This is a genomic window from Intestinimonas butyriciproducens (assembly GCF_004154955.1).
Taxonomy (GTDB): domain Bacteria; phylum Bacillota; class Clostridia; order Oscillospirales; family Oscillospiraceae; genus Intestinimonas; species Intestinimonas butyriciproducens.
Genome location: NZ_CP011524.1, coordinates 73,008 through 97,187, shown reverse-complemented (window position 1 = coordinate 97,187; position 24,180 = coordinate 73,008). Strand labels below are relative to the sequence as shown.

23 protein-coding genes are annotated in these 24,180 nt (G+C 63.6%); 10 read left to right on the top strand and 13 right to left on the bottom strand.

All coding sequences use genetic code 11. The features are described from left to right. Window positions 1-36: 36 nt before the first annotated feature. The 3 genes from SRB521_RS00455 to miaB are packed head-to-tail and all read right to left on the bottom strand — an operon-like array spanning window position 37 to window position 4,835. On the bottom strand, window positions 37-744 hold the full coding sequence (locus tag SRB521_RS00455) for a CPBP family intramembrane glutamic endopeptidase (RefSeq protein WP_075704953.1): 708 nt from the start codon (window positions 742-744) through the stop codon (window positions 37-39). Window positions 745-771: 27 nt separating this feature from the next. Further along, window positions 772-3,369: a DNA mismatch repair protein MutS gene (mutS, locus tag SRB521_RS00450; protein ID WP_116721584.1), complete on the bottom strand. Its 2,598-nt coding sequence runs from the start codon at window positions 3,367-3,369 to the stop codon at window positions 772-774. A gap of 50 nt (window positions 3,370-3,419) precedes the next feature. Beyond that, a complete protein-coding gene (miaB, locus tag SRB521_RS00445; RefSeq protein ID WP_075704951.1) occupies window positions 3,420-4,835 on the bottom strand; it encodes a tRNA (N6-isopentenyl adenosine(37)-C2)-methylthiotransferase MiaB in 1,416 nt (471 codons plus the stop codon). A gap of 202 nt (window positions 4,836-5,037) precedes the next feature. Here miaB and SRB521_RS00440 point away from each other — a divergent pair, with 202 nt between their 5' ends. From SRB521_RS00440 to SRB521_RS00430, 3 genes are all read left to right on the top strand, one after another. Next, window positions 5,038-5,880, top strand: a complete 843-nt coding sequence (locus SRB521_RS00440) for a carbon-nitrogen hydrolase family protein (protein ID WP_207215985.1) — start codon at window positions 5,038-5,040, stop codon at window positions 5,878-5,880. 160 nt (window positions 5,881-6,040) lie between these two features. Then, window positions 6,041-6,454, top strand: coding sequence for a DUF3795 domain-containing protein (locus SRB521_RS00435; protein WP_058116810.1), 414 nt, complete (start codon window positions 6,041-6,043; stop codon window positions 6,452-6,454). A 145-nt stretch (window positions 6,455-6,599) separates the two neighbouring features. Continuing rightward, on the top strand, window positions 6,600-7,217 hold the full coding sequence (locus tag SRB521_RS00430) for a hypothetical protein (protein ID WP_116721585.1): 618 nt from the start codon (window positions 6,600-6,602) through the stop codon (window positions 7,215-7,217). A 75-nt stretch (window positions 7,218-7,292) separates the two neighbouring features. Here SRB521_RS00430 and SRB521_RS00425 read toward each other — a convergent pair whose 3' ends face one another. The 3 genes from SRB521_RS00425 to SRB521_RS00415 are packed head-to-tail and all read right to left on the bottom strand — an operon-like array spanning window position 7,293 to window position 8,622. After that, window positions 7,293-7,808 carry a EutP/PduV family microcompartment system protein gene (locus tag SRB521_RS00425; RefSeq protein ID WP_058116808.1) on the bottom strand — a complete coding sequence of 172 codons (516 nt, stop codon included), beginning with the start codon at window positions 7,806-7,808 and terminating at the stop codon, window positions 7,293-7,295. Between the two features lie 8 nt (window positions 7,809-7,816). Further along, window positions 7,817-8,248, bottom strand: a complete 432-nt coding sequence (locus tag SRB521_RS00420; protein ID WP_075704947.1) for a BMC domain-containing protein — start codon at window positions 8,246-8,248, stop codon at window positions 7,817-7,819. A gap of 11 nt (window positions 8,249-8,259) precedes the next feature. After that, the gene (locus tag SRB521_RS00415) at window positions 8,260-8,622 is read right to left on the bottom strand and encodes a BMC domain-containing protein (protein ID WP_033119177.1); all 363 of its coding nucleotides are present in this window, start codon (window positions 8,620-8,622) and stop codon (window positions 8,260-8,262) included. A gap of 201 nt (window positions 8,623-8,823) precedes the next feature. Here SRB521_RS00415 and SRB521_RS00410 point away from each other — a divergent pair, with 201 nt between their 5' ends. From SRB521_RS00410 to SRB521_RS00385, 6 genes are all read left to right on the top strand, one after another. Beyond that, on the top strand, window positions 8,824-9,891 hold the full coding sequence (locus SRB521_RS00410; protein ID WP_116721586.1) for an alanine racemase: 1,068 nt from the start codon (window positions 8,824-8,826) through the stop codon (window positions 9,889-9,891). A gap of 45 nt (window positions 9,892-9,936) precedes the next feature. Continuing rightward, the gene (gene dtd, locus SRB521_RS00405; RefSeq protein WP_116721587.1) at window positions 9,937-10,380 is read left to right on the top strand and encodes a D-aminoacyl-tRNA deacylase; all 444 of its coding nucleotides are present in this window, start codon (window positions 9,937-9,939) and stop codon (window positions 10,378-10,380) included. Window positions 10,381-10,393: 13 nt separating this feature from the next. Further along, window positions 10,394-11,011, top strand: coding sequence for an MBL fold metallo-hydrolase (locus SRB521_RS00400; protein ID WP_058116804.1), 618 nt, complete (start codon window positions 10,394-10,396; stop codon window positions 11,009-11,011). Window positions 11,012-11,218: 207 nt separating this feature from the next. Further along, complete coding sequence (gene hemZ, locus SRB521_RS00395) at window positions 11,219-12,694, top strand: coproporphyrinogen dehydrogenase HemZ (protein WP_075704945.1); 1,476 nt, start codon at window positions 11,219-11,221, stop codon at window positions 12,692-12,694. After that, on the top strand, window positions 12,679-13,623 hold the full coding sequence (locus SRB521_RS00390) for a uridine kinase family protein (protein ID WP_116721588.1): 945 nt from the start codon (window positions 12,679-12,681) through the stop codon (window positions 13,621-13,623). The genes hemZ and SRB521_RS00390 overlap by 16 nt, the downstream gene beginning before the upstream one ends. Before the next feature lie 82 nt (window positions 13,624-13,705). Next, window positions 13,706-14,530 (top strand): Mrp/NBP35 family ATP-binding protein, encoded by an 825-nt coding sequence (locus SRB521_RS00385; protein WP_075704943.1) that lies wholly within the window; start codon window positions 13,706-13,708, stop codon window positions 14,528-14,530. Window positions 14,531-14,586: 56 nt separating this feature from the next. Here SRB521_RS00385 and SRB521_RS00380 read toward each other — a convergent pair whose 3' ends face one another. The 3 genes from SRB521_RS00380 to SRB521_RS00370 all read right to left on the bottom strand — a co-directional run bounded on the left by SRB521_RS00380 (window position 14,587) and on the right by SRB521_RS00370 (window position 19,134). Continuing rightward, entirely contained in the window at window positions 14,587-15,846 is a 1,260-nt protein-coding gene (locus SRB521_RS00380) for a M16 family metallopeptidase (protein ID WP_075704942.1), read from the bottom strand. Window positions 15,847-15,956: 110 nt separating this feature from the next. Then, on the bottom strand, window positions 15,957-18,347 hold the full coding sequence (gene argB / locus SRB521_RS00375; RefSeq protein WP_083631006.1) for an acetylglutamate kinase: 2,391 nt from the start codon (window positions 18,345-18,347) through the stop codon (window positions 15,957-15,959). A 595-nt stretch (window positions 18,348-18,942) separates the two neighbouring features. Next, window positions 18,943-19,134, bottom strand: coding sequence for a helix-turn-helix domain-containing protein (locus SRB521_RS00370; protein ID WP_257534808.1), 192 nt, complete (start codon window positions 19,132-19,134; stop codon window positions 18,943-18,945). Between the two features lie 84 nt (window positions 19,135-19,218). Here SRB521_RS00370 and SRB521_RS00365 point away from each other — a divergent pair, with 84 nt between their 5' ends. Continuing rightward, window positions 19,219-19,422 (top strand): hypothetical protein, encoded by a 204-nt coding sequence (locus tag SRB521_RS00365; RefSeq protein ID WP_075704939.1) that lies wholly within the window; start codon window positions 19,219-19,221, stop codon window positions 19,420-19,422. On the opposite strand, the gene cuyB is transcribed toward SRB521_RS00365, so the two are convergent. The 4 genes from cuyB to SRB521_RS00345 form a co-directional block, all read right to left on the bottom strand. Further along, window positions 19,408-20,115 carry a cysteate racemase gene (cuyB, locus tag SRB521_RS00360; RefSeq protein ID WP_075704938.1) on the bottom strand — a complete coding sequence of 236 codons (708 nt, stop codon included), beginning with the start codon at window positions 20,113-20,115 and terminating at the stop codon, window positions 19,408-19,410. The genes SRB521_RS00365 and cuyB overlap by 15 nt on opposite strands. 34 nt (window positions 20,116-20,149) lie before the next feature. After that, entirely contained in the window at window positions 20,150-21,358 is a 1,209-nt protein-coding gene (locus SRB521_RS00355; protein WP_075704937.1) for a carboxylate--amine ligase, read from the bottom strand. Then, window positions 21,358-21,549: a hypothetical protein gene (locus SRB521_RS00350; protein ID WP_033119185.1), complete on the bottom strand. Its 192-nt coding sequence runs from the start codon at window positions 21,547-21,549 to the stop codon at window positions 21,358-21,360. The genes SRB521_RS00355 and SRB521_RS00350 overlap by 1 nt, the downstream gene beginning before the upstream one ends. Before the next feature lie 404 nt (window positions 21,550-21,953). Further along, complete coding sequence (locus tag SRB521_RS00345; protein ID WP_033119184.1) at window positions 21,954-24,176, bottom strand: RelA/SpoT family protein; 2,223 nt, start codon at window positions 24,174-24,176, stop codon at window positions 21,954-21,956. Window positions 24,177-24,180: the final 4 nt, after the last annotated feature.

The window sequence follows — 24,180 nt, the reverse complement described above, 5'->3', positions numbered from 1 at the left end:
AGGCGAGCCCGTCCTGCGCTGCATGTGCAGTGGACCTCAGCCCACCGCCAGGAAGAGGGAAGCGCCGTTGACGGCCATATGGAGGGCCACCGCCGACCAGATGGAGCCCCCGTGGTCGTAGCACCAGGCGAGGGCCAGACTCATGGGCAGGTACTGGACGGCCAGCAGCAGATACCGGAGGTCCGCCCCCTCCGGCTGAAACACGAAGGGGACCGCGCAGAAGAGAGCGTAGCCCAGGGTGGAGACCGCAAAGGCCATGGGGCGGCTGTAGCGCCGCAGGCCGCCGAAGAGGAGCCCCCGGAACAGCACCTCCTCGATGAGGGGCATCAGGACCACCAGGATCAGGACGGTGGCCTGGGGCGCCGCGGCAAACTGCTCGGGGTAGAGGAGCGCATTGGGGTTCTCCACCGGATAGGGAAGGCGCATCGCCAGGAAGTGGAGCGCCCCGGCCCCCACAAGCCCCGCCGCGAAGGCAACCAAGTTTTCCGGCAGCCAGTCCAGGAGGATATCGAAGCTGTGCCGGAGAAAGCCCCAAAAGAGGAGCACCGTGGCGCAGAGCAGAAGGAAATAATAGATGAGGCTGAACTCAGGGGCCTGGAGGAAAAACTCAAACCGCTGGCTGAGCATCCGCTGGATCTGCCCCATGAGCACGGGGAACACCACCAGATAAAGGGCGAAGAACACCCATCCCCGCCGAAATTCAGAGGGGGAGAACTGGGGCCGCCATTGGCGCCGGCTTGACATGGGCAGGGCTCCTTTCTCAGACAGGGTTTACAGCTTCTTTTTCAGCTCGTACAGCAGATTCATCGCCTCGATGGGGGTCAGCGTGTCGATATCCACCTGCCGCAGGCGGTCGGCCACCTCGGAGGCCCCCATATCCAGAAAGGACACCTGGCCGCTGTCCGCCGCCGGGGCCGCGGGCGCCGGCGCAGGGCAGCCCTCGGCCTCCAGCTCGGAGAGGATGTCCCGGGCCCGGTCAATGACCCGGCCCGGCACCCCCGCCAGGCCCGCAACCTCGATGCCGTAGCTCTGGTCGGCGGGGCCGGGGACGATCTTGCGCAGGAAAATCACATCGTCCTTCCGCTTCTTGGCGGCCACATTGTAGTTCTTCACCCCGGGAATCTGTCCCTCCAGGCAGGTGAGCTCATGGTAGTGGGTGGCAAAGAGGGTCTTGCACCCCAGGCGGCGTTTGTCGGCGCAGTATTCCAGCACCGCGCGGGCGATGGACATGCCGTCGTAGGTGCTGGTGCCCCGGCCGATCTCGTCCAGGATCAGCAGGCTCTTGGCCGTGGCGTTGCGCAGCAGCTCGGCCACCTCGGTCATCTCCACCATGAACGTGGACTGCCCGGCGGCCAGATCGTCCGAGGCGCCCACCCGGGTGAATACCCGGTCCACAATGCCCACATGGGCGCTCCTGGCGGGGACGAAGGCGCCCATCTGGGCCATGAGGACGATGAGGGCGGTCTGCCGCATGTAGGTGGATTTGCCCGCCATGTTGGGGCCCGTAATGATGGCCACCAGGTTTTCCCCCGCGTCCATATGTACGTCGTTGGGAACGAAGAGGGCGTCTTTGAGGACCTTCTCCACCACCGGATGGCGGCCCTCCGTGATGTCCAGCTTGTCGGAGAGGTCCACCGTGGGCTTGCAGTAGCCGCCGGCGGCAGCCACGGTGGCGAAGGAGGTCAGCACGTCCACCTGGGCCACGGCGGCGGCGGTCTGCTGGATGCGACTGACCTCTTTGGCCGCCGTCTCCCGAAGGGCGCAGAAGAGCTCGTACTCCAGCGCCACGATCCGGTCCTGGGCGGAGAGGATGGTGTGCTCCATGTCCTTGAGCTCCTGGGTGATGAACCGCTCGCAGTTCACCAAGGTCTGCTTGCGGATATAGGTATCGGGCACCAGGTCGTAATTGGCCTTGGAGACCTCGATGTAATACCCGAACACCTTGTTGTAGCCCACCTTCAGGTTCTTGATACCGGTCTTTTCCCGCTCCGACTGTTCGATGGAGGCCACCATGGACTTGCCGTTGGTCATGATGTCCCGGAGGTAGTCCACGTCGCTATTGTAGCCCGCTTTGATGAAGCCGCCCTCCCGGACGGAGAAGGGCGGCTCCTCCACCAGCGCCCGGGCAATGTGCTCCCGCAGGTCCTGGAGGTCGTCGATGGACTCCCGCAGGACCGTGAGCAGGGAGGAGCGGAACGGAGCGAGGAGCGCCCGGAGCCGGGGCAGCTTCCCCAGGCCGCCGGAGAGGGCCACCAGGTCCCGGGCCCCGGCGGTGCCGTAAACGATGCGCCCGATGAGCCGCTCCAGGTCCGTCACCTCCCGGAGGCACTCGGCGATCTCCTGCCGGGCGATGGCGTCCCCCACCAGATCCTCCACGGCGTCCAGGCGCTTGTTCACCTGCACCGGGGAGAGGAGGGGCCGCTCCATCCAGGAGCGGATGAGCCGGTGCCCCATAGCGGTGCGGGTCTTGTCCAGCACCCAGAGGAGGGAGCCCTTCTTCTCCTTGCCGCGCATGGTCTCGGTGAGCTCCAGATTTCGCCGGGCGGTAAGGTCCAGCTCCATAAACTCCCCCCCGGTGTAGTACCGGAAGGCGGTGAGATGGGACAGGTCGGTCTTCTGGGTCTCATAGAGATAGATGAGCAGTCCTCCGCAGGCCCGGACCGCGGCCTCCGCCTCGCCGGGAAGGTCCTCCAGGCCGGTGCGGAACTGCTTCCGGGCCGTCTCCATGGCCCGGTCGGGGGCGAAATCCTCCTCCCGGCCCAGCTCACAGCGGCAGTCCAGCCGGAGGCGCAGGAATTCCCGCAGCTCCACATCCTCCCAGGCGGCCGTGTCCAGCACCGCCTCCCGGGGGGCGAAGCGCCCCAGCTCGTTGAAGAGGTGCTCCTGCCAGTCCCGCCCCGAAAAGGCGGTGGCGGACACCTCGCCGGTGGAGATGTCGCAGAAGCATGCCCCCGCGCCGGACCCGGTCCGGCAGACGGCGGCGATGAAATTGTTCTTCCCCTCCTCCAGCATGGAGGCGTCGATCACGGTACCGGGGGTGACGATGCGGATGATATCCCGGTCCACCAGCCCCTTGGCCAGGGCAGGGTCCTCCATCTGCTCGCAGATGGCCACCTTGTACCCCTTGGCGATGAGCCGGGCCAGATAGGCCTCCACCGAGTGGTAGGGCACGCCGCACATGGGGGTGCGCTCCTCGGCGGGCTTGTTCCGGTCCCGGGTGGTGAGGGTGAGGTCCAGCTCCTTGGACACCAGCTTGGCGTCCTCGTTGAACATCTCATAAAAGTCGCCCAGCCGGAACATCAGGATGCAGTCGGGGTGCTCCGCCTTCATCTGATTGTACTGCTTCATCATGGGGGTCAGCTCAGCCATGCTCTTTTCTCCTTTTTCCGGATTTGCGCCGGGGCGGAGAGGCCGGCGGATCAGTCCGCCGGTTCCCCAAAGAGGGCCCAAGTAGAGGCCCCCGTGATCTTCAGCCGCACATAGCTGCCCAGCAGCGCGGGGTCGCCCGAGAAGTGGACCAGCCTGCCCCCCGCCGTCCGGGCATTGAGGTTGTGACGGGGGTCCTCGGACACCACGTCCACCAGGCAGCGCAGGGTCTTTCCCACATAGGCGGCCTGCTTTTCCGCCGAAATGGCGTTCTGGAGGTCCACCAGGCGCTGGAAATTGGCTGCCTTTTCCTCTCTGGAGAGCGGGTCGGGCAGCCGGGCGGCCGGTGTCCCCTCCCGGGGGGAGTAGATAAACGTAAAGAGGGCGTCGAAGCGCACCTCCTCCAGCACCTTCAGCGTGTCCTCAAACTCCTCCGTGGTCTCACCGGGGAAACCCACAATGATGTCAGAGGTGAGTACGATGTCCGGGATGCGCGCGCGCAGCGCCCGGATAAGGCCCAGATAGTGCTCCCGGGTGTAGCCCCGGTTCATGGCGCGGAGCACCCGGTCGTTTCCCGCCTGGAAGGGGAGGTGGAGATGGGGGGCCACCTTTTCGCATGCCGCCATGGCGTCGAAGAGCCGCTCCGAGGCGTCCTTTGGATGGCTGGTCATGAACCGGATGAGGAAATCGCCGGGAACGGCGTTCACTTCCCGCAGGAGCCAGGCGAAGTCCACATCCTCAGGCAGGTCCTTGCCGTAGGAGTTCACATTCTGCCCCAGCAGGGTGATGTCCTTGTATCCGGCCCGGGCCAGCTCCCTTACCTCGGACAGGATGTCCTCCGGGCGGCGGGAGCGCTCCCGGCCCCGGACATAGGGGACGATGCAGTAGGAACAGAAGTTATTGCACCCATACATGATGGAGACCCAGGCCTTGACCGTCCCCTCCCGCCGGACGGGAAGTCCCTCGGCGATGGAGCCGGGCTCGTCGGGGGTCTCGAAGATGCGCCCTCTCCTCGTCTGGATGCGCCAGAGGAGCTCAGGAAAGCGCCAAAGGGCGTGGGGCCCGAAGACCAGGTCCACATGGCGGAAGGACTGCCGGATCTTCTCCGCCACATGGGGCTCCTGCATCATGCAGCCGCACAGGCAGATGATCTGATTGGGATTCTTGCGCTTGGTGTGGGTGAGGGCCCCCACATTGCCCAGCACCCGCTGCTCGGCGTGCTCCCGGACGGCGCAGGTGTTGATGACGATTACGTCCGCCGCGGCCTCGTCCTGAGTAAAGCCGTACCCCATCTCGGTGAGGTAACCCCGGATGCGCTCGGAGTCGGCCTCGTTCTGCTGGCAGCCGTAGGTGTCCACAAAGGCCAGAGGCCGGGCCGGGAGGGGGGCGTTCATGGCCTTGATCTGGGCGCAGAAATCCTTCTGTCGGGCGATCTCCTCCCCGGAGATCCGTGTGGTGGTCTGATTCAAAGCGGCGCCTCCATTGGAAAACAATTTTTCAGATTATTTTATCATTTCCCCCGGGAAAACACAAGGGTGGAAAGCGCCTCCCCTTTTACCTTAAGTGTTGCTGGAATTAAACTCCGTCGATTTCACTAACCACAGTTTGAAAGTCAAATTTACCGTGTTATACTCAGAGAAACAAAGCAATCTTTGAGGAGATGTCCATAGTATGATAAAAATTGCATTTCTCCAACTGCTCCCATCTGAGTGCGTGGAAGAAAATATGGAAAAAGGGATTCATTATTGTAAAGAGGCTAGAAAACTGGGCGCCGATATTTCCTTGTTTCCAGAAATGTGGAGCTGCGGGTATCATATCCCTCACGATTTGGAAAAGCTGAACGAGCTGGCAATTCCGGCCGACGGTGAATTTGTCGCACGTTATGCGGAACTTGCAAAGGAGCTGGATATGGCGATTGGAATCACCTTTCTGGAAAGATGCAAGCCCAAGCCGCGAAATACAATTTGTCTTTATGACCGTCATGGAAAATCCGTTTACAAGTATTCCAAAGTACATATCTGCAATTTTGGAGAAGCGGATGATGAGAGTGTACTGTGTGCAGGGGATGAGTTTATTGTTGCCGAGTTGGATACGGCAAAGGGAAAACTCAAAGTGGGGTCCATGATCTGCTATGACCGTGAATTTCCGGAAAGTGCCAGAATACCAATGCTCAAAGGGGCGGGGCTGGTGCTTGTGCCGAACGCCTGCCCAATGGAGATCAACCGGCTGTCACAACTCCGGGGACGCGCATATGAAAATATGTTTGCGATTGCAACCTGCAATTATCCAGCCCCGTACCCGGATTGTAATGGTCATTCCACCTTGTTTGACGGCGTGGTATATCTGCCGGGACTGTCAGGATCAAGAGATACCTGCATCCTAGAGACGGATGCGTCAGAAGGACTGTTCCTTGCCGAGCTAGATATCGATATGTTAAGGGAATTTCAAAAACGGGAGCATCAGAATTTGGAAAACAGGCGTCCGGAATTATATGGGGCACTTGCAAAAAGATAGGTTGACTGCTTACACAAGGAGCGAAGTGCCCGTCCCGTTTTGCGTCAGGCGCCGTATCCTGTCCGGACCGCCTCCGGTAAAAATCCCGGTTGAGGAGGGTCCTGCGGCATGGTATAATAAACCCGACAAGCCGGGGGTCACAGGAGAGGAGACGCGCGTTATGAAAATGCCGGAAGAAAAGATCGATACCGCTATGTTCGCTCCCTGCGGAATGAATTGTATGGTTTGCTATCGGCGCTGTTCCCACCCCAAGCCATGCGCCGGCTGTCTGAACAGCGATATGGGGAAGCCCGGGCACTGCCGAAAATGCGGGATAAAGGACTGCGTTGGACAAAAAGGGCTACCGTACTGTTTTGCGTGTTCCGATTTTCCCTGTAAATTTATAAAAAATCTTGAAAAAAGCTACAACAAAAGATATCAGGCAAGCCTTATTGAAAACAGCAGGTTCGTACAACGGCACGGGTTAGATATGTTTATGCAGACACAGAAAGAGACCTATACCTGTTCCAAATGCGGCGGCATTATTTCTGTTCACGACGGCGCGTGCAGCGAGTGCCTGGAAAAAGCGACATGATGTGCGCTCCATTGGCGCTTCCTCGGGCGGACGGCCGGCTGCAGCGCAGACGACAAGAAGGGAGGCGGGTTTCCGGTTGCGCCTTCCCGTCCCCTGTGCTACGATAGCCCTGGACCCCAAACATGATTTTGGAGGAGGAGACAAAATGAACCGGAAACTTGCGGCCGGCCTGACGGCCCTGGCGCTGCTCCTGGGACTAACGGGCTGCGCGCCCTCTCGGGAGAGCGCCGAACAGGCGGCGGACAACGCCCTGACGGCGGTGCAGAAGTGGGATGAAAAGACGGCGGGCGCCTACTTCGGCTCCGAAATTCTGCAGGGCGGAGAGGAAGCGCCGGAAGAGACGGCTTCCGCCGCTGACGACGCGATGGAGCAGATGATGCCCCGCTTCACCGAGGGGTTGTCCTGGACCTTCACCGATGTCAAGGAGGAGGGCGACAGCGCCGCCATAACGGCGGAGATCACCAACCGGGACCTGGGCGCGCTGATCGCGGCCTTTCTCCAGGAGGCCTTCAGCCAGACGATGTCCACCATTTTCCTGCCCGAAGACCAGCAGCCCACCGAGGAGGAGCAGACCGCCGCCCTGGCGGATATCCTCTCCGGCCTTCTGGACAGCCAGGACATCCAGACGGTGACCAACACCGTGACTCTGGAGCTCACCTATGAGGAGGACCACTGGAAGATCGCCCCGTCGTTCGAGCTGGTAAACGCTATTTTCGGCGGCATGTACGGCTCTCTCCAGGACTTGGGGCAGGATCTGGGCTGAGCCCGTCCGGGCCGCGGTCCTGTGAAGCATCAGGGCCGGCCTTTTTCCCTGTTTGGGAAAAAGGCCGGCCCTTTCTCACGCCATACCGTATTGGGAGGCGTCCTCCCACTCTGTAAGACCCAGCCGCTGCCTGTCCTTCGCCTGCTGCAGGGTCAGCCTGACGGGGTCCTCCTTCAGATAGTCCAGCAGCTCCCCGATGCCCTCCCGGGTGATGTTGCTCACCTCAAAAATGCGCTCACAGCCGGAATTGACCATCCAGTTTTTCACCATGGGAACATTGGCGAAGGGGGAGTCGATCTTTGTAATGATACCGATGAGCGGCCGGTTGGTAAAGCACTGGCAGTTCGCCTCAAACACGCTGAAGGGCTCATCGGCCGCCATCAGCAGGGCCAGCACATCCGCCTCAAAGGAAAAACAGGCCAGCCCCAGTCCGCACCGCTTGGTCTCCGAGTACTCGCCGGGAGAGTCGATGATATCGGCCCCCGTGTTGGTGTACTGGGTTTTATGGTAGTGGAGCTCTTCGCCCTTGAGTACCTGGGTCAGGGAGGTCTTTCCCGCCTCGCTCCGCCCCATCAAAAATAATTTTTTCATGTTCGCCTTTAACTCTCCGTGATCTCACAGACGGTGAAGTGTAGCTCGTGCCGGAAGAACGCGAGGACATGCTCCATGGCGCTCCTGACCTCCGCCCGGGAGCCCAGAAGGATGACCGCCCCGCTGAACCGGTCCAAAAAGCCCAGCTCCACATCGCCGCTCTTCATGGCGATGTCCGCCGCCGCCACCGTGGCCTCCCACGGCGTGATGTGCAGCAGGCCGATGGATTCCCCGGTGTGGTCCTCGCCCTGGTGGGTCCCGATGTGGAGGCCCAGGTTCTGATAGATCCTCGTCTCGGACACGCCGATGAGCTGCGCCAGGGAAATCTCCCTTCCGATCACCTTTACCCGGACTAGGCGCAGGTCCTTCCCCTTCAGCTCTTCATATTTCCGGGAGAACACCCTCTCCAGGAGCTCCTCCCGTGTCATGCGGCTCCCCATAGCTGAACTTCCTATCTCTTTGTGATATTGCACACGACGTATCCCAGCACATCCCGGAAGTAATTCACGATCTCCGTCAGCGCCGTGGTGACGTCCGCCAGCTCCCCCGTGATGATCACGGTGCCGGTAAAGCGGTCGGCAAAGCCCAGATATACATCTCCGCTCTTGACCGCGATATCGGCCGCGATCACCGCGGACTCCGGCGGCGTCAGATTCATGATGCCGATGGCGGAGGTGCCGTAATCCACAGAGGGATTGAGGCCCAGCTTCTGATAGATGATGGGCGCGGGCCCGCCGATCACATGGGCAAAGGTGATCTCCTTCCCCGCCACCGTCTCCTGTACGATTCTGATCTGATCGTTCGCACCGCTCATAGGATCCCGTCCCCCTGCGTTTTGTAATGTGGATTGTACTCATTATACTCTCATTTTCTCAAAACTGTCAATCGGCAGTCCCCGCCGGTGAATCAGGTGACCTCTTTATTCGGCGCGCCCTTTCATTGACGTTGCCCACCGGCGGGTGATATAATAGGTATAATCGCCGTTTCGGCGCAAAATCGGGAGGGAGGCCCCGCCGTGAAAGCCCTGGTGCTAGAGAGAGAAGCCATCCGGCGCAATGCCGCCGTAATCAAGGAGAAGGCGGGCGCCGCCGCCATTTACGCCGTCCTCACCGGAGACGCCCACGGGGCCGGCCTGCTCGAAATGGCAAAGCTCCTGCGGGAGGAGGGGATCGGGCGCTTTGCCGTGTCCGAGCCCTCGGATGCCGCCGCCCTGCGGAAGGCTGGCTTTGTGGACGAGGAGATCCTGATGCTCCGCTCCACGACGGACCGGGAGGAGCTGGAGCAGCTCATCGACCTGAACGCCGTATGTACCATCGGCTCCTATGACACCGGCGTGGCGCTCAACGGCCTGGCGGAGGCCCGCTCCACCGTGGTGGAGGCCCACATTCAGGTGGACACCGGCATGGGCTACGGAGGGTTTCTCTCCGGGGAGCCGGACAAGATCCTGTCCATGTACCGCTACCTTCCCAACGTGGCCATCTCCGGCATCTATACCCAGATGCACGCCGCAGCGGGCGGAGAGCGGGGCGCGTCCGCCCAGTTGGAGGAGTTCCAGCGGGTGGTGGAGGCCGTCCACGCCGCCGGGTTCGAGACCGGGGTGATCCATGCCGCCGGCTCCAGCGCACTGATGAACTACGAATTCGCCCGGCTGGATGCGGTGCGGGTGGCCTCCGCCTTTCTGGGGCGGTGCCGACGCACAAGGGGCGACGGCCTCCAGAAGGTGGGCTATGGCGAGGCTACGCTGGAGGAGATCCGCTGGCTCCCCAAGGGCCATACTGTGGGCAACAGCCGCCTCATCACGATGAAAAAGCCCACCCGGGTGGCCGTACTGCCCGTGGGCTATCAGAACGGCTTCGGCGCGCAGCGGCCCCGGGAGAGCGGCCTGGCCGCCCTGCTGCGCTACTGGTGGGGGAGCCGGAGACAGTCCGTCCACATCGGAGACCAGCGGGCCAGGGTCATCGGCCAGATCGGGGCGCTGGAGACGCTGGTGGATGTGACCGAGCTCAAGTGCAAGCCCGGCGACATCGCCGTCTTCGACCTCGACCCCCTGTATGCCAGGGGGATGAAGCGGGAATACCGATAACAAAAAGATACAGGGCGGCTCCGCCGCCCGGAACGGAGCGTAAGCATGAGAGCAGTTGTGACAAGGGTGGCCTCCGCATCGGTGACCATCGCGGGAGAGGTCGTGGGCGAGATCGGCCGCGGCTTTCTGGTGCTGCTGGGCGTGGGGCCCGACGACACAGAGGCCCAGGCCGACAAGCTGGCCGACAAGATCGTGGGCCTGCGGGTCTTTGAGGATGAAAACGAGAAGATGAATCTGAATCTCTCCGCCGTAGGCGGTCGCCTCCTGGTGGTCTCCCAGTTCACCCTGTATGCCGATACCAAGAGCCGCCGCCCCGGCTTTACCGGCGCGGCCAAGCCGGATGTGGCCGTCCCCCTTTACGAGCGTTTTCTCTCCGCCTGCGGCCGGCTGGGTTTTCCGCCGGAGCACGGGAGCTTTGGCGCGGACATGCAGGTCGCCTCCGTCAACGACGGACCGGTGACCATTCTGTTTGATACCGACAACATGTGAGGAGCGTGTGCTTATGATCGTCAAAACCATGCCCGTAGGGCCCATCGGCACCAACTGCTATCTGCTGGGGGACGAGACCTCCAAGGCCTGCGCCATGATTGACCCCGGCGGGGACCCCAATGAGATCCTGTCCATGATCCGGGAGGCCGGGCTCGCCCTGAAGGCCATCCTGCTCACCCACGGCCACTATGACCACACCGGCGGCGTGGCCGGGCTGGAAGCGGCCTTCCCCGGCACGCCGGTCTATCTCCACCGCGCCGACGCCGAAGGGGTCAACCCGACCATGTTCCCGCCGCTCCCCCGGGAAGTCCTCCGCTTTTACGACGAGGGCGACACTGTGGCGGTGGGCGGCCTGACTGTGGAGGTCCTCCACACCCCCGGCCACTCCAAAGGCTCCGTGGTGCTGAAGACCGGCGACATCCTGTTCACCGGCGACACGCTGTTCCGGGGCTCCTGCGGGCGCACCGATCTGCCCGGAGGCAGCTATCAGGAGATCATGACCTCCCTGGCCCGCCTGGGCAGGCTTGCCGGCGACTATCGGGTCTGCCCCGGCCACGAAGGACTCTCCACCCTGGACGCGGAGCGGAGAAGCAATTACTATCTGATGGAGGCCCTGGCGGAGCAGCCGTGATGCTCTACCTGAACGGCCACAATTACAAATATGCCGCCGAACAGATGCTGCTGTCCCCACGGGATGTCCCATCCCGCGGGGCTCCTGTTCTTTTTCTTCCTCGGGGCAAATGAATTGCCCCTGCGGCAAGGTTTTGGCTCCGGGCCAAAACGCTTGGTCCGCGCCAAACGGCGCGGGCGTCAGCAGCATCTGTGTCTGGAGGAGTCTATGAAGCTCTACCTGAACGGTCACAACTACAAATATGCCGCCGAGCAGATGCTGCTGACGCTGTTCCCCGGCGAACGTCCGGAGTATCCGGATGCGCCGCCCCTTTCCGGGGAGGACGCGCTGCTTCTCCGCCTCTCCGTGGGTCCGCGGCAGGTCACCGCTCACGCGGTGCTCACATACGGCGGCGCAGTCTACAGCCGCTATGCCCGGGCTCCGGCGCCGGGGCCCGAAGCCGGCCGGCTGGAACAGGACCGTGTGCTTCAGCGCGTTCTGAAAAACGCCTTTTACCGGGCGGGCACCGACGCGCTGGGCCGTGAGCCCCCCTGGGGGGCCCTGACCGGCGTGCGCCCGGTCAAGCTGCCCACCCGTGATCTGGAGCGGGGCCTTACGGTGCGGGAGGCGGAGCGTCGCCTGCGGGAACTCTACCACGTCTCCGCCCCCCGGCGGCGGCTGGCTCTGGACTGCGCCCAAGCCTCCCTGGCGGCGAAGGGCTCCCTGGCCCCCGGGGACGTCTCCCTCTATGTGGGCATCCCCTTCTGTCCCACCCGCTGTGCTTACTGCTCCTTTATCTCCGCCGACGCGGGGAGGTCCCTGCACATGCTCGAGCCCTATCTGGATGCCCTGTGCCGGGAGGTCCGGGCCGCCGGTGCCGCGCTGCGCCGCGGGGGGCGGCGGGTGCGCTCGGTCTACTTCGGCGGCGGCACCCCCACCACCCTTTCCGCCCCTCAGCTTGACCGGCTGATGGGGGAGTTGGAGGAGGCCGTGGATCTCTCCGCGTGTGTGGAGTATACCGTGGAGGCGGGACGGCCGGACACCATCACGGCTGAAAAGCTGGCCGTCCTCCGGACAAGGGGCTGCACCCGGGTATCGGTAAACCCCCAGACCATGGAGGACCACGTCCTCCGGGCCATCGGCAGGGCCCATGCCGCAGACGATATCCGCCGGGCCTGGGCCCTGGTGCGGGAAGCGGGCTTCCCCTATGCCAACATGGACCTCATCGCCGGCCTCCCCCTGGACACGGCGGAGGGCTTCCGCCGCTCCCTGGACCAGGTGGTGGCGATGGCCCCGGAAAACGTCACCGTCCACACCCTGGCCCTCAAAAAGGGTTCCCGCCTCATGGCGGAAGGCGGCGGCCTCCCCAGTCCGGGGGAGGTGTCGGCCATGCTGGACTACGCCTGGGAAACGCTGCGTGGGTCTGGCTATACGCCCTATTATCTCTACCGCCAGAAGTATATGTCCGGCGGCTTTGAAAATGTGGGCTGGTGCCGTCCCGGCGGCGAGAGCCTCTACAACATCTGCATGATGGAGGAGCTCCACACCATCCTTTCCCTAGGGGCCGGCGGCGTGACCAAGCTCATCGATCACGGCGCAGGAAGTCTGGTGCGCCTCTCCAACCCCAAGTATCCCAAGGAATATATCGACCATATCGACGCCATCGTCGCCCAAAAGGAGGATATCACATGGCCTATCAGCTAGAGGAGATCAACCGCAAGCTGCGCACCGCCCCGGCGGCCTTCGTGGCCGAGTGCGACGGCGTGTACCAGACGCGGCTGGAATCTGCCGCCGACCGCATCCTGGAGCGGATGAAGCAGAGTCCCATCGTGCTTCTCTCCGGCCCATCCGGCTCTGGGAAGACCACCACGGCCCTGAAGCTGGAGCAGGAGCTGGAGCGCCGGGGCGTGAACACCCACACCATCTCCATGGACAACTACTTCAAGACTCTGGACCGGCGTACCGCGCCCCGGAACGCCGAGGGGGACATCGACTACGAGTCTCCCAGGCTCCTGGACATGGACCTGCTGGACGACACCTTCACCAAGCTCTCCCACGGGGAGTGGGTTGTGGTCCCCAAATTTGAGTTTGCCCGCCAGATGCGCAACGACAGCCGGGGCACCCCCCTGAAGCTGGGCAAAAACGAGATCGCCATCTTCGAGGGCATCCACGCCCTCAACGACGACATCGCCGGCCGCCACCCTGAGGCCACCACGCTCTATATTTCCGCCCGCTCCAACATTCTGGAGGGGGAGGCGCTGCGGTTCAAGGGCACCTGGATGCGCATCTCCCGCCGGGCCGTCCGGGACTACAATTTCCGGGGCACGGACCTGGTGGAGACCCTCTCCATGTGGTACAATGTCCGCCGGGGCGAAAAGCTCCACATCTCCCCCTTCAAGGACCGGGCCAATGTAGTCATTGACTCCTCCCTCCGGTACGAGGTTCCGGTCTTCGCCAACTACGCCGCGCCCCTGCGGGCGGCGGTGGACCAGGTATCCCCGGACAACGAGCGGTATGCGGAGCTCCAGGCGCTGGTGAAGTCCTTCGACTATTTTGAGCCCCTGGACCCGGCCCTGGTGCCTCAGGACTCCCTGATCCGGGAATTCATCGGCGGCGGCAGCTATTCCTATTGACGCGGCCGCGGGCGGAACGATCCCGCCCGCAGCTGATCCTGTAATTCCCCAAACTTCGATACGAAAAGGAGACATCACGATCATGTCCGAATGTACCCATGACTGCTCCTCCTGCGGCGAGAGCTGCGGGGAGCGCACCACCCCCATGGACCTGCACGCCCCCTGCAATGAGCTCTCCAGCGTTGGCAAGGTCATCGCCGTGGTAAGCGGCAAGGGGGGCGTGGGCAAGTCCACCGTCACCTGCTCCCTGGCCGCCGCCATGGCCCGGCTGGGCAAAAAGACGGCCGTGCTGGACGCCGACATCACCGGCCCCTCCGTCCCCACCGCCTTCGGCATCCATGAGCACGCCGTAGGCAGCGAGCTGGGCATCTATCCCGCGGTCAGCAAGGGCGGTGTGGCGCTCATGAGCCTCAACCTCCTCACGGAGAACGAGACCGACCCGGTGATCTGGCGGGGGCCCGTCATCGCCGGCACGGTGAAGCAGTTCTGGACCGATGTGATCTGGGGCGATGTGGACTATATGTTCGTGGATATGCCCCCCGGGACCGGCGACGTGCCCCTCACCGTGTTCCAGTCCCTGCCCGTGGACGGCGTGATCGTGGTCACCTCTCCCCAGGACCTGGTGTCCATGATCGTCACCAAGGCGGTGAAAATGGCGGAGATGATGAACATCCCCATTCTGGGGCTGGTGGAAAACTACAGCTACTTCAAGTGTCCCGACTGCGGCGGGGAGCACGCCCTCTTCGGCGAAAGCAAGGTGGAGCAGGTGGCCGCCGGGCTGGGCCTGAAGGTCCTGGCCAAGCTCCCCATCGACCCGGCGCTGGCCGCCGCCTGCGACGAGGGCAGGGTGGAGGAATACCAGCCCAATCCCATGGCCGGCGTGGCCGAGGCGCTGGAGCGCCTCTGATCCGACCCGACAGAAAAGGGCGTACCGCTTATACATGCGGTACGCCCTTTTTTATCTCATCCCTCTATGAGTCCCCGGTAGTAATCCTCGTCCCCCACCCGGCCCACGGCGGAGAGAGAGACCCGGCTGAAATCAAACAGCTCCCGGGCCAGCGCCCGCACGTCCTCCGCCGTGACGGCGTTATAGGCCTCGATGACCTCATCGGTGGTGAGAGGGCGGTCCTGGAGGAGGGTCCCGCGGCCCAGGGCGCTCATGCGGGACTGGGTGGACTCCAGTCCCATGAGCACATTGGCCTTGGAGAGCTCCCGGGCCCGGTCCAGCTCCTCGGCGGTGGGGCCGTGCTCGGCAAAGTCCCGGATGGTACGGCAGATGGTCTCCAGGGCCTGGGCCTCGGTCTCCTTGCCCAGGGCGGTATAGATGGCGAAAACGCCGGTCTCGGCGTGGCCCGCCCCGTAGGTATACACCGAGTAGCAAAGCCCCCGCCGCTCCCGCACCTCCTGAAAGAGCCGGGAGGACATGCCGCCGCCCAGCATGGAGGAGAGGAGCTGGAGCACAAAGCGCTTTTTATGCCCGTATGGGAGGCCGGGAAAGGCCAAGGTCAGGTGGTTCTGCTCGATGGACTTTTTTTTCAGAGTAAAGGCAGGGGTGTAGCCCGCGGGCCGGGGGGCGGGGGACTTTCCCCCCTCCAGCGCCAGAAAGCGCGCCTTCAGCTCCTCCACCACCAGCTCCGGAAAGCTGCCCGCCAAGGACACCACAATGTCCCCCGGCAGGTAGTGGGCGCGCATATACTCCCTGAGCCACGCCCCCGTCATCTTCTCCAGGCTGGCGCGCTTCCCCAGGATGGGCCGGGCCAGGGGCGTCCCCTTGTACACCGCCCCCATCAGCCGCTCGGAGCACAGGTCCTCCGGGTTGTCCCGGTACATCCCGATCTCCTCCAGGATGACCCCCCGCTCGGTCTGCACGTCCTGCTCGTCGAACCGGGAGCAGAACACCATGTCGCAGAGCATATCCATGGCCCGGCTGAGATGCTCGTCCAGGCTGCGGGCGTAAAAACAGGTGCACTCCTTGGTGGTGTAGGCGTTCACCTGGCCGCCGATGGCGTCCATCTCCTGGGCGAGCTGCCGGGCGGTGCGCCGCTCGGTGCCCTTGAACACCATGTGCTCGATGAAGTGGGCGGCCCCGCCCTCGCCCGGCTTCTCGCTACGGGAACCGGTCCCCACCCAGATGCCCAGGGAGGCGGAGCGGACGGAGGGGACGTGCTCGGTGACGATGCGCACCCCGTTGGGGAGGACCTGCGTATTATATGCTTCTTCCATGTATACCTCGTCTTACAAGTCGATTTTGCGGGCCGGGTCGGCCCACATGCGCGAAAGCCTCATGCGCCGCTGATCTGCCTGTTGTCCTGGCGCGCCGCAGCGCAGGAAATTCATGCCTCGTCCCGGCGAAGCGTGGTGCCCATGGTCTGGCCGGACACGGCGTCCAGCAGCATCACATGGTCGATGCGTCCGTCCAGCACAGCCACCTTGGACACGCCGTTCTCCAGGGCCCGGACGCAGCTTCTCAGCTTGGGCACCATGCCGCCCTGGATGAGGCCACTGTCCAGCAGCTCCCTGGCCTCCGAGGCGGTGAGGGAGGAGATGGCCGTCTTGGCGTTGCGGCTGTCCATCAGAATGCCGTCCACGTCGGTGAGGAAAACCAGCTTGTCCGCCTTCAGCGCCTCGGCCACGGCGCAGGCCGCGTCGTCGGCGTTGCAGTTATAGCTTTCCCAGCTTTCCCCCGCGGCAACCGGGGAGATCACGGGCACATAGCCCCCGGTGAGCAGCGTCCGGATGAGGGCGGCGTCGGCGGAGACGATCTCCCCCACGTGGCCCAGGGCCGGGTCCTTGCATCTGGCCTTCAGGATGCCGCCGTCCTTTCCGGAGACGCCGGCCGCCTTCACCCCCAGCTTCCGCAGAGCCAATACCACCTGCTTGTTGACCTGGCCGGAGAGGACCATCTCCGCCACGTCCATGGCGGTGTCGTCCGTGACCCGGTAGCCGTCCCGAAACACGCTCTCCTCCCCCATGCGGGAGAGCCAGCCGGTGATGCTCCTGCCGCCGCCGTGGACCAGGACCACGTGGACTCCCGCCATCTGGAGGGCGGCCACGTCCCGGAGGATGGAGTCCACCGCGCCGTTCTCGCCCAGGGCGGAGCCGCCGTATTTGAGCACCACCGTCCTGCCGGCGCTCTCGGCCAGACGGGGCAGGGTGTCCAAAAGGCCCAGTACCTTTTCCATGCCGTCCAGATGGTGGCTCACGTCGTATTCGTGGAGGTACCGCTTGGTGTACTCCACATCGGAAACGCAGTCGATATAGGCGGTGCCCCGCTTCTGGCGGGTCTCCGCCCCCTTGCCGGTGATGAGAATGACGGTGGGCGTCTCGCTGCCCATGACGGCCATGCGGATGGCCTCGCCCCGGTCGGGCTCGATGGAGTAGTCGCAGCCCACGTTCTCCACATGGGCGGCCATCTCCCGGGAAATATCCAGCACGTCCTCCTCGCCGGGGTCCTCCTCGGTGATGACCACCAGATCGGCGTACCGGGCGGCGATCTCGCTGAGGTCCTTCCGGCGGTCCAGAGCCTTTTTGCCCGGACAGCCGAAGACGATGACTACCCGCCGGCCAGGGTACTCCTCCTTCACGGAGAGGAAGAGCTTCTCAAAGGAGAGGCGGTTGTGGGCGTAATCCACAATGGCGGTGATGCGCCCGTTGGCATTCTGATAGACCTCCATGCGGCCGGGCACCCGGGCCTTCATGAGGCCCACGTAGATGCACTGCTCCGGGATGCCCAGGCCCTCGCACACCGCGATGGCGGCCAGGGCGTTCTGCACGTTGAAGAGCCCCGGCATGGTCAGCCGGAACTCCCGGCTGAAGCGGGGGGTCTTGACCCGGAAGAGGATGTCGTGGCCCTGCTTGCGGACCTGGGAGCCGAACACGGCGGCCGCCGGGTCCTGCTCGGAGAAGGTGAGGACCCTGGAGCAGTGCTCCCGGGCGGCGTTGAGGACCCGGGGCACCTCGTCGGCGTCCAGGTTCACCACCGCCAGGTCGGAGTGGGCGAAGATCTTCAGCTTGGAGGCGAAGTAGTCCTCAAAATCCGGGTGCTCAATGGGGGAGATGTGGTCATAGCCGATATTGAGAAAGACGGCGGCGGAGAGATCCACGCCGTCCATGCGGTCGTACTTCAGGGCCTGGCTGGAGACCTCCATGGTGAGGTACTCCAGGCCGGAGGACACGGCGTTGGCAAAATGGCGCTCCAGGTCCAGGGGCTCCGGCGTGGTGAGGTGGGATTCGAACCGCTCCACGCCGTCAAAAGTGTCGATGGAGGAGATGACGCCGCTGGGCCGCTTTTTCCTGGCGGAGAGGTACTCGTCAAAGATATATTTGAGGTAGTACGTGGTGGAGGACTTGCCCTTGGTGCCGGTGATCCCCACCACGCTGAGCTTGCCGCTGGGGTGGTCGTAGTAGAAGTCGGCCAGCAGCGCCATAGCCCTGCGCACGTCCCGCACCAGCAGGCAGGGGGCCGCGCCCGCCTCCTCCCACACATGGTCGGAGAGGTAGACGAAGGCCCCTTTTTCCAGCGCGTCCGCCAGGTACCGCCCCCGGAAGTGGGCCCCCTTGACGATGAAGAGGGTCCCCGGCTCCACGGCCTGGGAGTCGCAGGAGACCAGGTGCACCGGGCGGGAGAGCAGCTCCGCCGGGAGGGGCTTGTCCGAGGAGAGGAGGCCGTGTTTCTGTAAAAGCTGCCAGTAATCGCCCAGCGGGCGGATGGGGAGGACCATCATTGTCACCTCATTTTGGTTTTTTGGGGGCTGCCCCCCGGCTGGGAGGGGTGCCCCTCCGGGGGACGGGGGAAGGTCCGCCAGCGGGCGGGATGAGAATATCCCCCCTGAGGGGGGGACGGGGACGGAGGGTTCCGCCCTCCGGGGGCGCCGCTTTCTTCCCAAAGAAAGCGGCGGGAAAGAAGGGCCAAAGAGGGGGATTTCGATCTTCCCCCTCTTTGGAATCTCCCCTTTTAAAAACGACCAATCAGGGGGGCTCCGGCCCCCCTATTGGAGACACCCCCCAGGGGCCGGACTCCCGCGTCGGCACGCACCCATCAAGCTCGTCGTAAAACCAGGCGTTCCCAAGATAGGACGCCAACGCGTCAGTGTTCCATCCACGGAGGCCGTAACGGCCGGGGCTGGTGCTCGCAGGGAGCGTAAAGACGATGGACGCCGTTGATCTTGCCTGGTAGGTCCGTGCCATGGCCCCCGTAAAAGCCCATTTTTCTTTGGTATCCAAAACCGTTTCTTTTTCAAAGGGAAAAAGAAATGGGTTTGGCCCCCGGAGGGGGGGCCTCCAATCCCCGTCCGCCCGCAGGCGGACAACTTGGGGGCCCTACAACCGTTCGTCCCTGCGGCCCAGCAGGTAGTCCGTTGAAACGCCAAAGTAGTCGGCAAAGTCCACAAGGAAGGGAGCTGCGGGTTCCCGCTCATTGAGCTCATACCGGCGGTAGGCGCTGATAGAGACGCCAAGGGCCTCTGCCATGACTTCCTGGCGTATATGCCGTTCTTTCCGCAAGCTCCGCATACGTTGCGCCAAAATTTCCATGCCTACCCCCTTGACTATATCCGTATGGAGATATTATAATATCTCCGAAAGGAGATACTTCCAGTGAATGATATTCTATCTGAAATCTTCGATCTTGTCGAGGCCCATGCCCCGGAGGCCCCCCGGGACCGCGCCCTGGAGCAGGCCCTGCGGGGCACTATGTCTCCGGAGCAGCTCCGTCTCTTCGAGGCCTATCAGGAGGCGGAGTTCCACCGGGAGGAGACGGACCGCGAGGCCCTCTTCCGCTTCCTGCTACACGCTCCGTAGGGGATATCCGCAGGCCCGGATGCTCTCCTCGGCCAGCACGTCCATCGCGTCCAGGTACAGCTCCGACACACCGTGATACTCCTTGTACACCGACAGCTCCGTACAGGCCAGGATGGCGCCGTCGCACCCCTGGGACCGGAGGTCCCGGTCGATGGCGGCGAACTTCTCCCGGGAGCCGCTCTCTCCCCGCTTGATCTCGTCGTAAATGATGCTCATGGTGAGGGCCTGGGCCTGGGGCCCCGGGACCACGGCCTCCACGCCCTGCCCGGCGCACTCCCGCTGGTAGATGCCGGTGCGCACCGTGCCGTCGGTGGCCAGGATGCCCACCCGCCGACATCCCCGGGCCGCCATGGCCGCCGCCGAGAGGCGCACCATGTTCAAAAGGCGGATCCGCAGCCCGGCCTGGAGACGGTCGGCAAAAAAATGGGAGGTGTTGCAGGGGATGGCCAGCACGGTGCAGCCCTCCCGCTCCAGCAGGCGGGCGCCGGAGAGCAGCCGGGCAAAAACCGGCTCCGTCTCCCCGGAGAGGATGGCCCGGGTGCGGTCGGGCATCCCGGTGTCGCTCCAGATCAGGGTGGGCACGTGCTCCTGGTCCCGGGATGCATCGGTCTTGTCCAGGATCCGCTGGTAAAAGACCTGGGTGGCCTGGGGGCCCATCCCCCCCAAAATGCCCAGGCGCTGCTCTTGTTCCATTCCTGTGCCTCCTGCATCCCCGCCGGGCGCCGCCCTATTCCGGCCGGTGGTAGTACTTTTTGAATTTGACGAAGTGCCCCAGTTGGTTCTTCTCCAGCTTCAGCTTCCGCTTCAGGGCGGAATCCGGGCCGTACCGCAAGGGATTGGTGACCGCTCCCGCCTGGATGAGGGCGCGCATCTCCTGGTGATAGCGCCTGGGGGTGTACTCGTAGGCCACCCTGCGGGGGACCACCATCCACAGGGAGCGGTTGTGGGTGACGGTGAGCGGCTGGGGCCTGTGCTCCACCCGGTCCTCCACCAGAATCCGTGCCAGGTTGTATCCCGCGCCGGTGACGTAGTAGTTGCTGCGCCCCTGGCGGGTGTTGATCTCAAAGGCCTTGAATTTCCCGTCCCGCTGGTCGTACTTGATGTCGAAGTTGGAAAAGCCGGTAAAGTGCAGGGCCTCCAGAAAGAGCCGGAATTTTTCGCACAGCTCGTCGTTGGGCTCGGTGATGATGACGGCGTGATTGCCGACGCCGTGGGGGGTGTGCTCCTCCAGAAGCACGTGGCCCAGGCACATGAGCCTGACCTTGGCGTCGGCGCCGGAGTAGCAGGTGAGCACCCGCATGAAGCTGTCGTCCCCGGGGATGAACTCCTGAATGATCATGGAGTCGGGGTACCCGGCGGCGTAGACTTTGTCCAGGGTGGTCTCCAGCGCCTCCCGGGTGGGGAGGCAGAACACCTTCTCGCTGCCGGGGAAATCGTGCTCCCAGTAGGCCACGCCGTTGGAGGGCTTACAGATGTAAGGGGCGCCGAAGGGGAGCTGGAAGTCATAGCCCATCTCCCGGCGGTAGACGAAGGTGCCGGGGTGGTCGATGCCGAACTGGTCGCACAGCTCATAGAATTTCTCCTTGTTGGTGAGCCGGTCCATCAGATCGTAGTCGATGTAGGGGGCGATCACGTTGGCGGGGAACTGATCCCGGTAGCGGGCCGCCAGCTTCACATAGCTGTCGCCGCAGCCGATGACCAGCACCGTCTTGTCCGGGTGCTCCCCGGCATAGCCGCACACGTTTTGGAAGAACGTGGGCCCGTCCTCATTTTGGGCGCAGACCCGGTAGTCCAAAATGGCGCTCTCATAGCACACGCCGGTGGCAAACTTGCCGTAGGCGGTGGACCGGATGCCGTAGGCCTCATGAAAGGCCCGGGCCATGCTGTACACGTTGATATCCCCGCCGAACAGGAGGGGCAGGAAGGATGTCTCCATCAGTTTTCAGCTCCCCGAAAGGTGATTTCATACCAGCTCTTGCCCTCTTCCGGCTCCATGGGGAGGACCACGGCGGCGAAATGCGCACGGATATACGCGGCCTCCTCGCCGGTGAGCCGCAGCTCCCGGCGGCGGATCTCCCCGCCCCGGAAGGCGTCGGCTATCTTGCTCTCTATCTCTATTGTAGGCATTTCCATTGCTCCCTAATCGTTTTGTGGAAGGATGGCCGGGTCGATAAGCCGGCTCCTCTCCCCACAAAGCCCTGCGGCTTTGCGGGGCCCCCTTGCGGCTTGCTGTGCGCCTGCTCCCGGGCGCTCCGCGCTTCGGGTCTGTCACGCTCCGCGCCCTCCGCGACGGATAACTGCTCAACACTCCGCGAAAAATGCCGCCGGGCCTCGGCCCGCCCTGTTTTTTCGTCTGCGTGTTTCGCTGTTGTCCTGCTCCCGGCGCTCCGCGCTTCTCTCCTGTCACGCTGCGGCGGCTGCGCGACGCGCGGCTTCCCTCCGACTCGGGCTGGTCTTTGGGCCGCTTTGCGGCCCGCCGCTCGCCCTCGCTCCGGTCCATCCGCGCTGCTCCGGGCGCTCCGCGCTTCGTTTTACCCCGTGGCCCGTTTCACCTGGTACACGCCGGAGATCTGGCCGAGCTTGTTGATGAGGCTGGTGAGCTCGTTCCGGTCCCGCACTTCCAGCACGATGGACACCATGGCGTACCCGTCGGGGAGGCTGCGGGCGGAGAAGCTCTGCACCTTGACCTTCGCGGCGGTGAGCGCCATGGTCACATCCAGGGCCAGGGCGTCCCGGTCCTTGGCGGAGATCTCCAGAGAGGTCTGGTAGGAGGCCAGCTCGCTCTCCCCCCAGGAGACCTTCACCCACCGGCCCTCCTCCTCCGGCTTGCGCCGGGCCGGGTCGGCGTTGGGGCAGTCCTGCCGGTGGACGGACACGCCGAAGCCCCGGGTGATGAATCCCACCACCGGATCCCCGGGCACGGGCGTACAGCACTTGGCGAACTTCACCAGGCAGTTGTCCAGCCCCTCCACGATGATGCCCGATTCACTGCGCCGGGCACCGGGGATCAGCTTGGCGGGGGCGGCCAGTTGGGGAGAGGTCCCCTCGGAGGCCAGGCGTTCGGCGGCGGCCTTCTCATTTTTATCCCGGGTCAGGCGGCCCAGCTCGTCCCGGATTCGGTTCACCGCCTTCTGGGCGGTCATGCCGCCGTAGCCGATGGCGGCGTACAGATCGTCCAGGGAGCCGGAGCCCACCTTTTTGAGGAGGTGGGGCAGCACCTCCTCGCTGGTGATGGCGGCCAGGGAGATCCCGGTGCGCTTGAGCTCGGACTCGAACATGGACCGCCCGGTGACGATGTTCTCCTCCCGGCGCTCCTTCTTGAACCACTGCTTGATCTTGTTCCGCGCCTCGTTGGACTTGCAGATCTTCATCCAGTCCCGGCTGGGGCCGTGGGCGGATTTGGAGGTGATAACCTCCACAATGTCCCCGGACTGGAGCTGGTAATCAAAGGTGACGATGCGCCCGTTCACCTTGGCCCCCGTCATGGCGTTGCCCACGGCGGAGTGAATGGAGTAGGCGAAGTCGATGGGGGTGGCCCCGGCGGGCAGGTTCACCACGTCGCCCCGGGGGGTGAAGACGAACACCTCGTCGGCGAACATGTCCACCTTGAGGGTGCGGACGTACTCCTCCGCGTCGGTGTCCTGCTGATTTTCCAGCAGCTTGCGGACCCACTCGAAGGCCTCCTCGGTGCCCAGTTTGTCGTTGGCAAGGCCCTGCTTGTACTTCCAGTGGGCGGCGATGCCGTACTCCGCGGTGTGGTGCATCTCCCAGGTGCGGATCTGCACCTCGAAGGGGATGCCCTCCCGGCCGATGACCGTGGTGTGCAGGGACTGGTAGCCGTTGGGCTTGGGGGTGCCGATATAGTCCTTGAACCGGCCCAGCACCGGCTTGAAGAGGTCGTGGATGCAGCCCAGGACGTTGTAGCACTCTGGGATGTCGTCCACGATGACCCGGAAGGCGTAGAGATCGAAGATCTCGTCCAGGGTCTTGTTCTGGGCGAACATCTTCCGGTAGATGGAGTAGATGTGCTTCACCCGGCCATAGACGGTAGCCTTGATGCCCTCCTCCGCCAGGCGGTCCTTGATCTTCTTCTGGATCCCCGCCATGAACTCCTCATGGGCGGAGGAGCGGCGGAGCAGCTCGTCGCTGATCTCCTGATAGCCCACCGGGTCCAGGTACTGGAGGGACAGGTCCTCCAGCTCCCATTTGATCTTCTGCATGCCCAGCCGGTGGGCGATGGGCGCGTAGATCTCCATGGTCTCCAGGGCCTTTTCCCGCTGCTTGCGGGCGGACTGGTAGTTCATGGTGCGCATATTGTGGAGCCGGTCGCAGATCTTGATGAGGATCACCCGGATGTCCTTAGCCATGGCCATGAGCATTTTCCGGAGGTTCTCCATCTGCTCCTCTTCCTTGGAGGTATACTGCACCCGGGTCAGCTTGGTGACCCCCTCCACCAGGTCGGCCACCGCCGGGCCAAAGAGCTTGGCGATCTCCTCGTGGGTGGAGCCGGTGTCCTCAATGCAGTCGTGCAGAAGGGCGGCGATGATGGAGTCGGTATCCAGCTCCAGCTCGGCCACGATCTCCGCCACCGCCAGAGGGTGGGTGACGAAGGGGGACCCATCCTTCCGAAGCTGCCCGGAGTGGGCGTTGTCCGCATACTGGAAGGCGGCAAAAAGCCGCTTGGTGTCCAGATTCGGATTGTATTGTTTTACTTTTTCCTCCAGAGCATAATAGCTCTCCAGGACAGGGTCCATAAAA

What these genes read in the sequence shown, in the direction of transcription:
- SRB521_RS00455 (WP_075704953.1), bottom strand. Translation starts at nt 744, where the DNA reads ATGTCAAGCCGGCGCCAATGGCGGCCCCAGTTCTCCCCCTCTGAATTT.
- mutS (WP_116721584.1), bottom strand. Translation starts at nt 3,369, where the DNA reads ATGGCTGAGCTGACCCCCATGATGAAGCAGTACAATCAGATGAAGGCG.
- SRB521_RS00440 (WP_207215985.1), top strand. Translation starts at nt 5,038, where the DNA reads ATGATAAAAATTGCATTTCTCCAACTGCTCCCATCTGAGTGCGTGGAA.
- SRB521_RS00435 (WP_058116810.1), top strand. Translation starts at nt 6,041, where the DNA reads ATGAAAATGCCGGAAGAAAAGATCGATACCGCTATGTTCGCTCCCTGC.
- SRB521_RS00430 (WP_116721585.1), top strand. Translation starts at nt 6,600, where the DNA reads ATGAACCGGAAACTTGCGGCCGGCCTGACGGCCCTGGCGCTGCTCCTG.
- SRB521_RS00425 (WP_058116808.1), bottom strand. Translation starts at nt 7,808, where the DNA reads ATGAAAAAATTATTTTTGATGGGGCGGAGCGAGGCGGGAAAGACCTCC.
- SRB521_RS00420 (WP_075704947.1), bottom strand. Translation starts at nt 8,248, where the DNA reads ATGGGGAGCCGCATGACACGGGAGGAGCTCCTGGAGAGGGTGTTCTCC.
- SRB521_RS00415 (WP_033119177.1), bottom strand. Translation starts at nt 8,622, where the DNA reads ATGAGCGGTGCGAACGATCAGATCAGAATCGTACAGGAGACGGTGGCG.
- dtd (WP_116721587.1), top strand. Translation starts at nt 9,937, where the DNA reads ATGAGAGCAGTTGTGACAAGGGTGGCCTCCGCATCGGTGACCATCGCG.
- SRB521_RS00400 (WP_058116804.1), top strand. Translation starts at nt 10,394, where the DNA reads ATGATCGTCAAAACCATGCCCGTAGGGCCCATCGGCACCAACTGCTAT.
- hemZ (WP_075704945.1), top strand. Translation starts at nt 11,219, where the DNA reads ATGAAGCTCTACCTGAACGGTCACAACTACAAATATGCCGCCGAGCAG.
- SRB521_RS00390 (WP_116721588.1), top strand. Translation starts at nt 12,679, where the DNA reads ATGGCCTATCAGCTAGAGGAGATCAACCGCAAGCTGCGCACCGCCCCG.
- SRB521_RS00385 (WP_075704943.1), top strand. Translation starts at nt 13,706, where the DNA reads ATGTCCGAATGTACCCATGACTGCTCCTCCTGCGGCGAGAGCTGCGGG.
- SRB521_RS00380 (WP_075704942.1), bottom strand. Translation starts at nt 15,846, where the DNA reads ATGGAAGAAGCATATAATACGCAGGTCCTCCCCAACGGGGTGCGCATC.
- argB (WP_083631006.1), bottom strand. Translation starts at nt 18,347, where the DNA reads ATGATGGTCCTCCCCATCCGCCCGCTGGGCGATTACTGGCAGCTTTTA.
- SRB521_RS00370 (WP_257534808.1), bottom strand. Translation starts at nt 19,134, where the DNA reads ATGCGGAGCTTGCGGAAAGAACGGCATATACGCCAGGAAGTCATGGCA.
- cuyB (WP_075704938.1), bottom strand. Translation starts at nt 20,115, where the DNA reads ATGGAACAAGAGCAGCGCCTGGGCATTTTGGGGGGGATGGGCCCCCAG.
- SRB521_RS00355 (WP_075704937.1), bottom strand. Translation starts at nt 21,358, where the DNA reads ATGGAGACATCCTTCCTGCCCCTCCTGTTCGGCGGGGATATCAACGTG.
- SRB521_RS00350 (WP_033119185.1), bottom strand. Translation starts at nt 21,549, where the DNA reads ATGCCTACAATAGAGATAGAGAGCAAGATAGCCGACGCCTTCCGGGGC.
- SRB521_RS00345 (WP_033119184.1), bottom strand. Translation starts at nt 24,176, where the DNA reads ATGGACCCTGTCCTGGAGAGCTATTATGCTCTGGAGGAAAAAGTAAAA.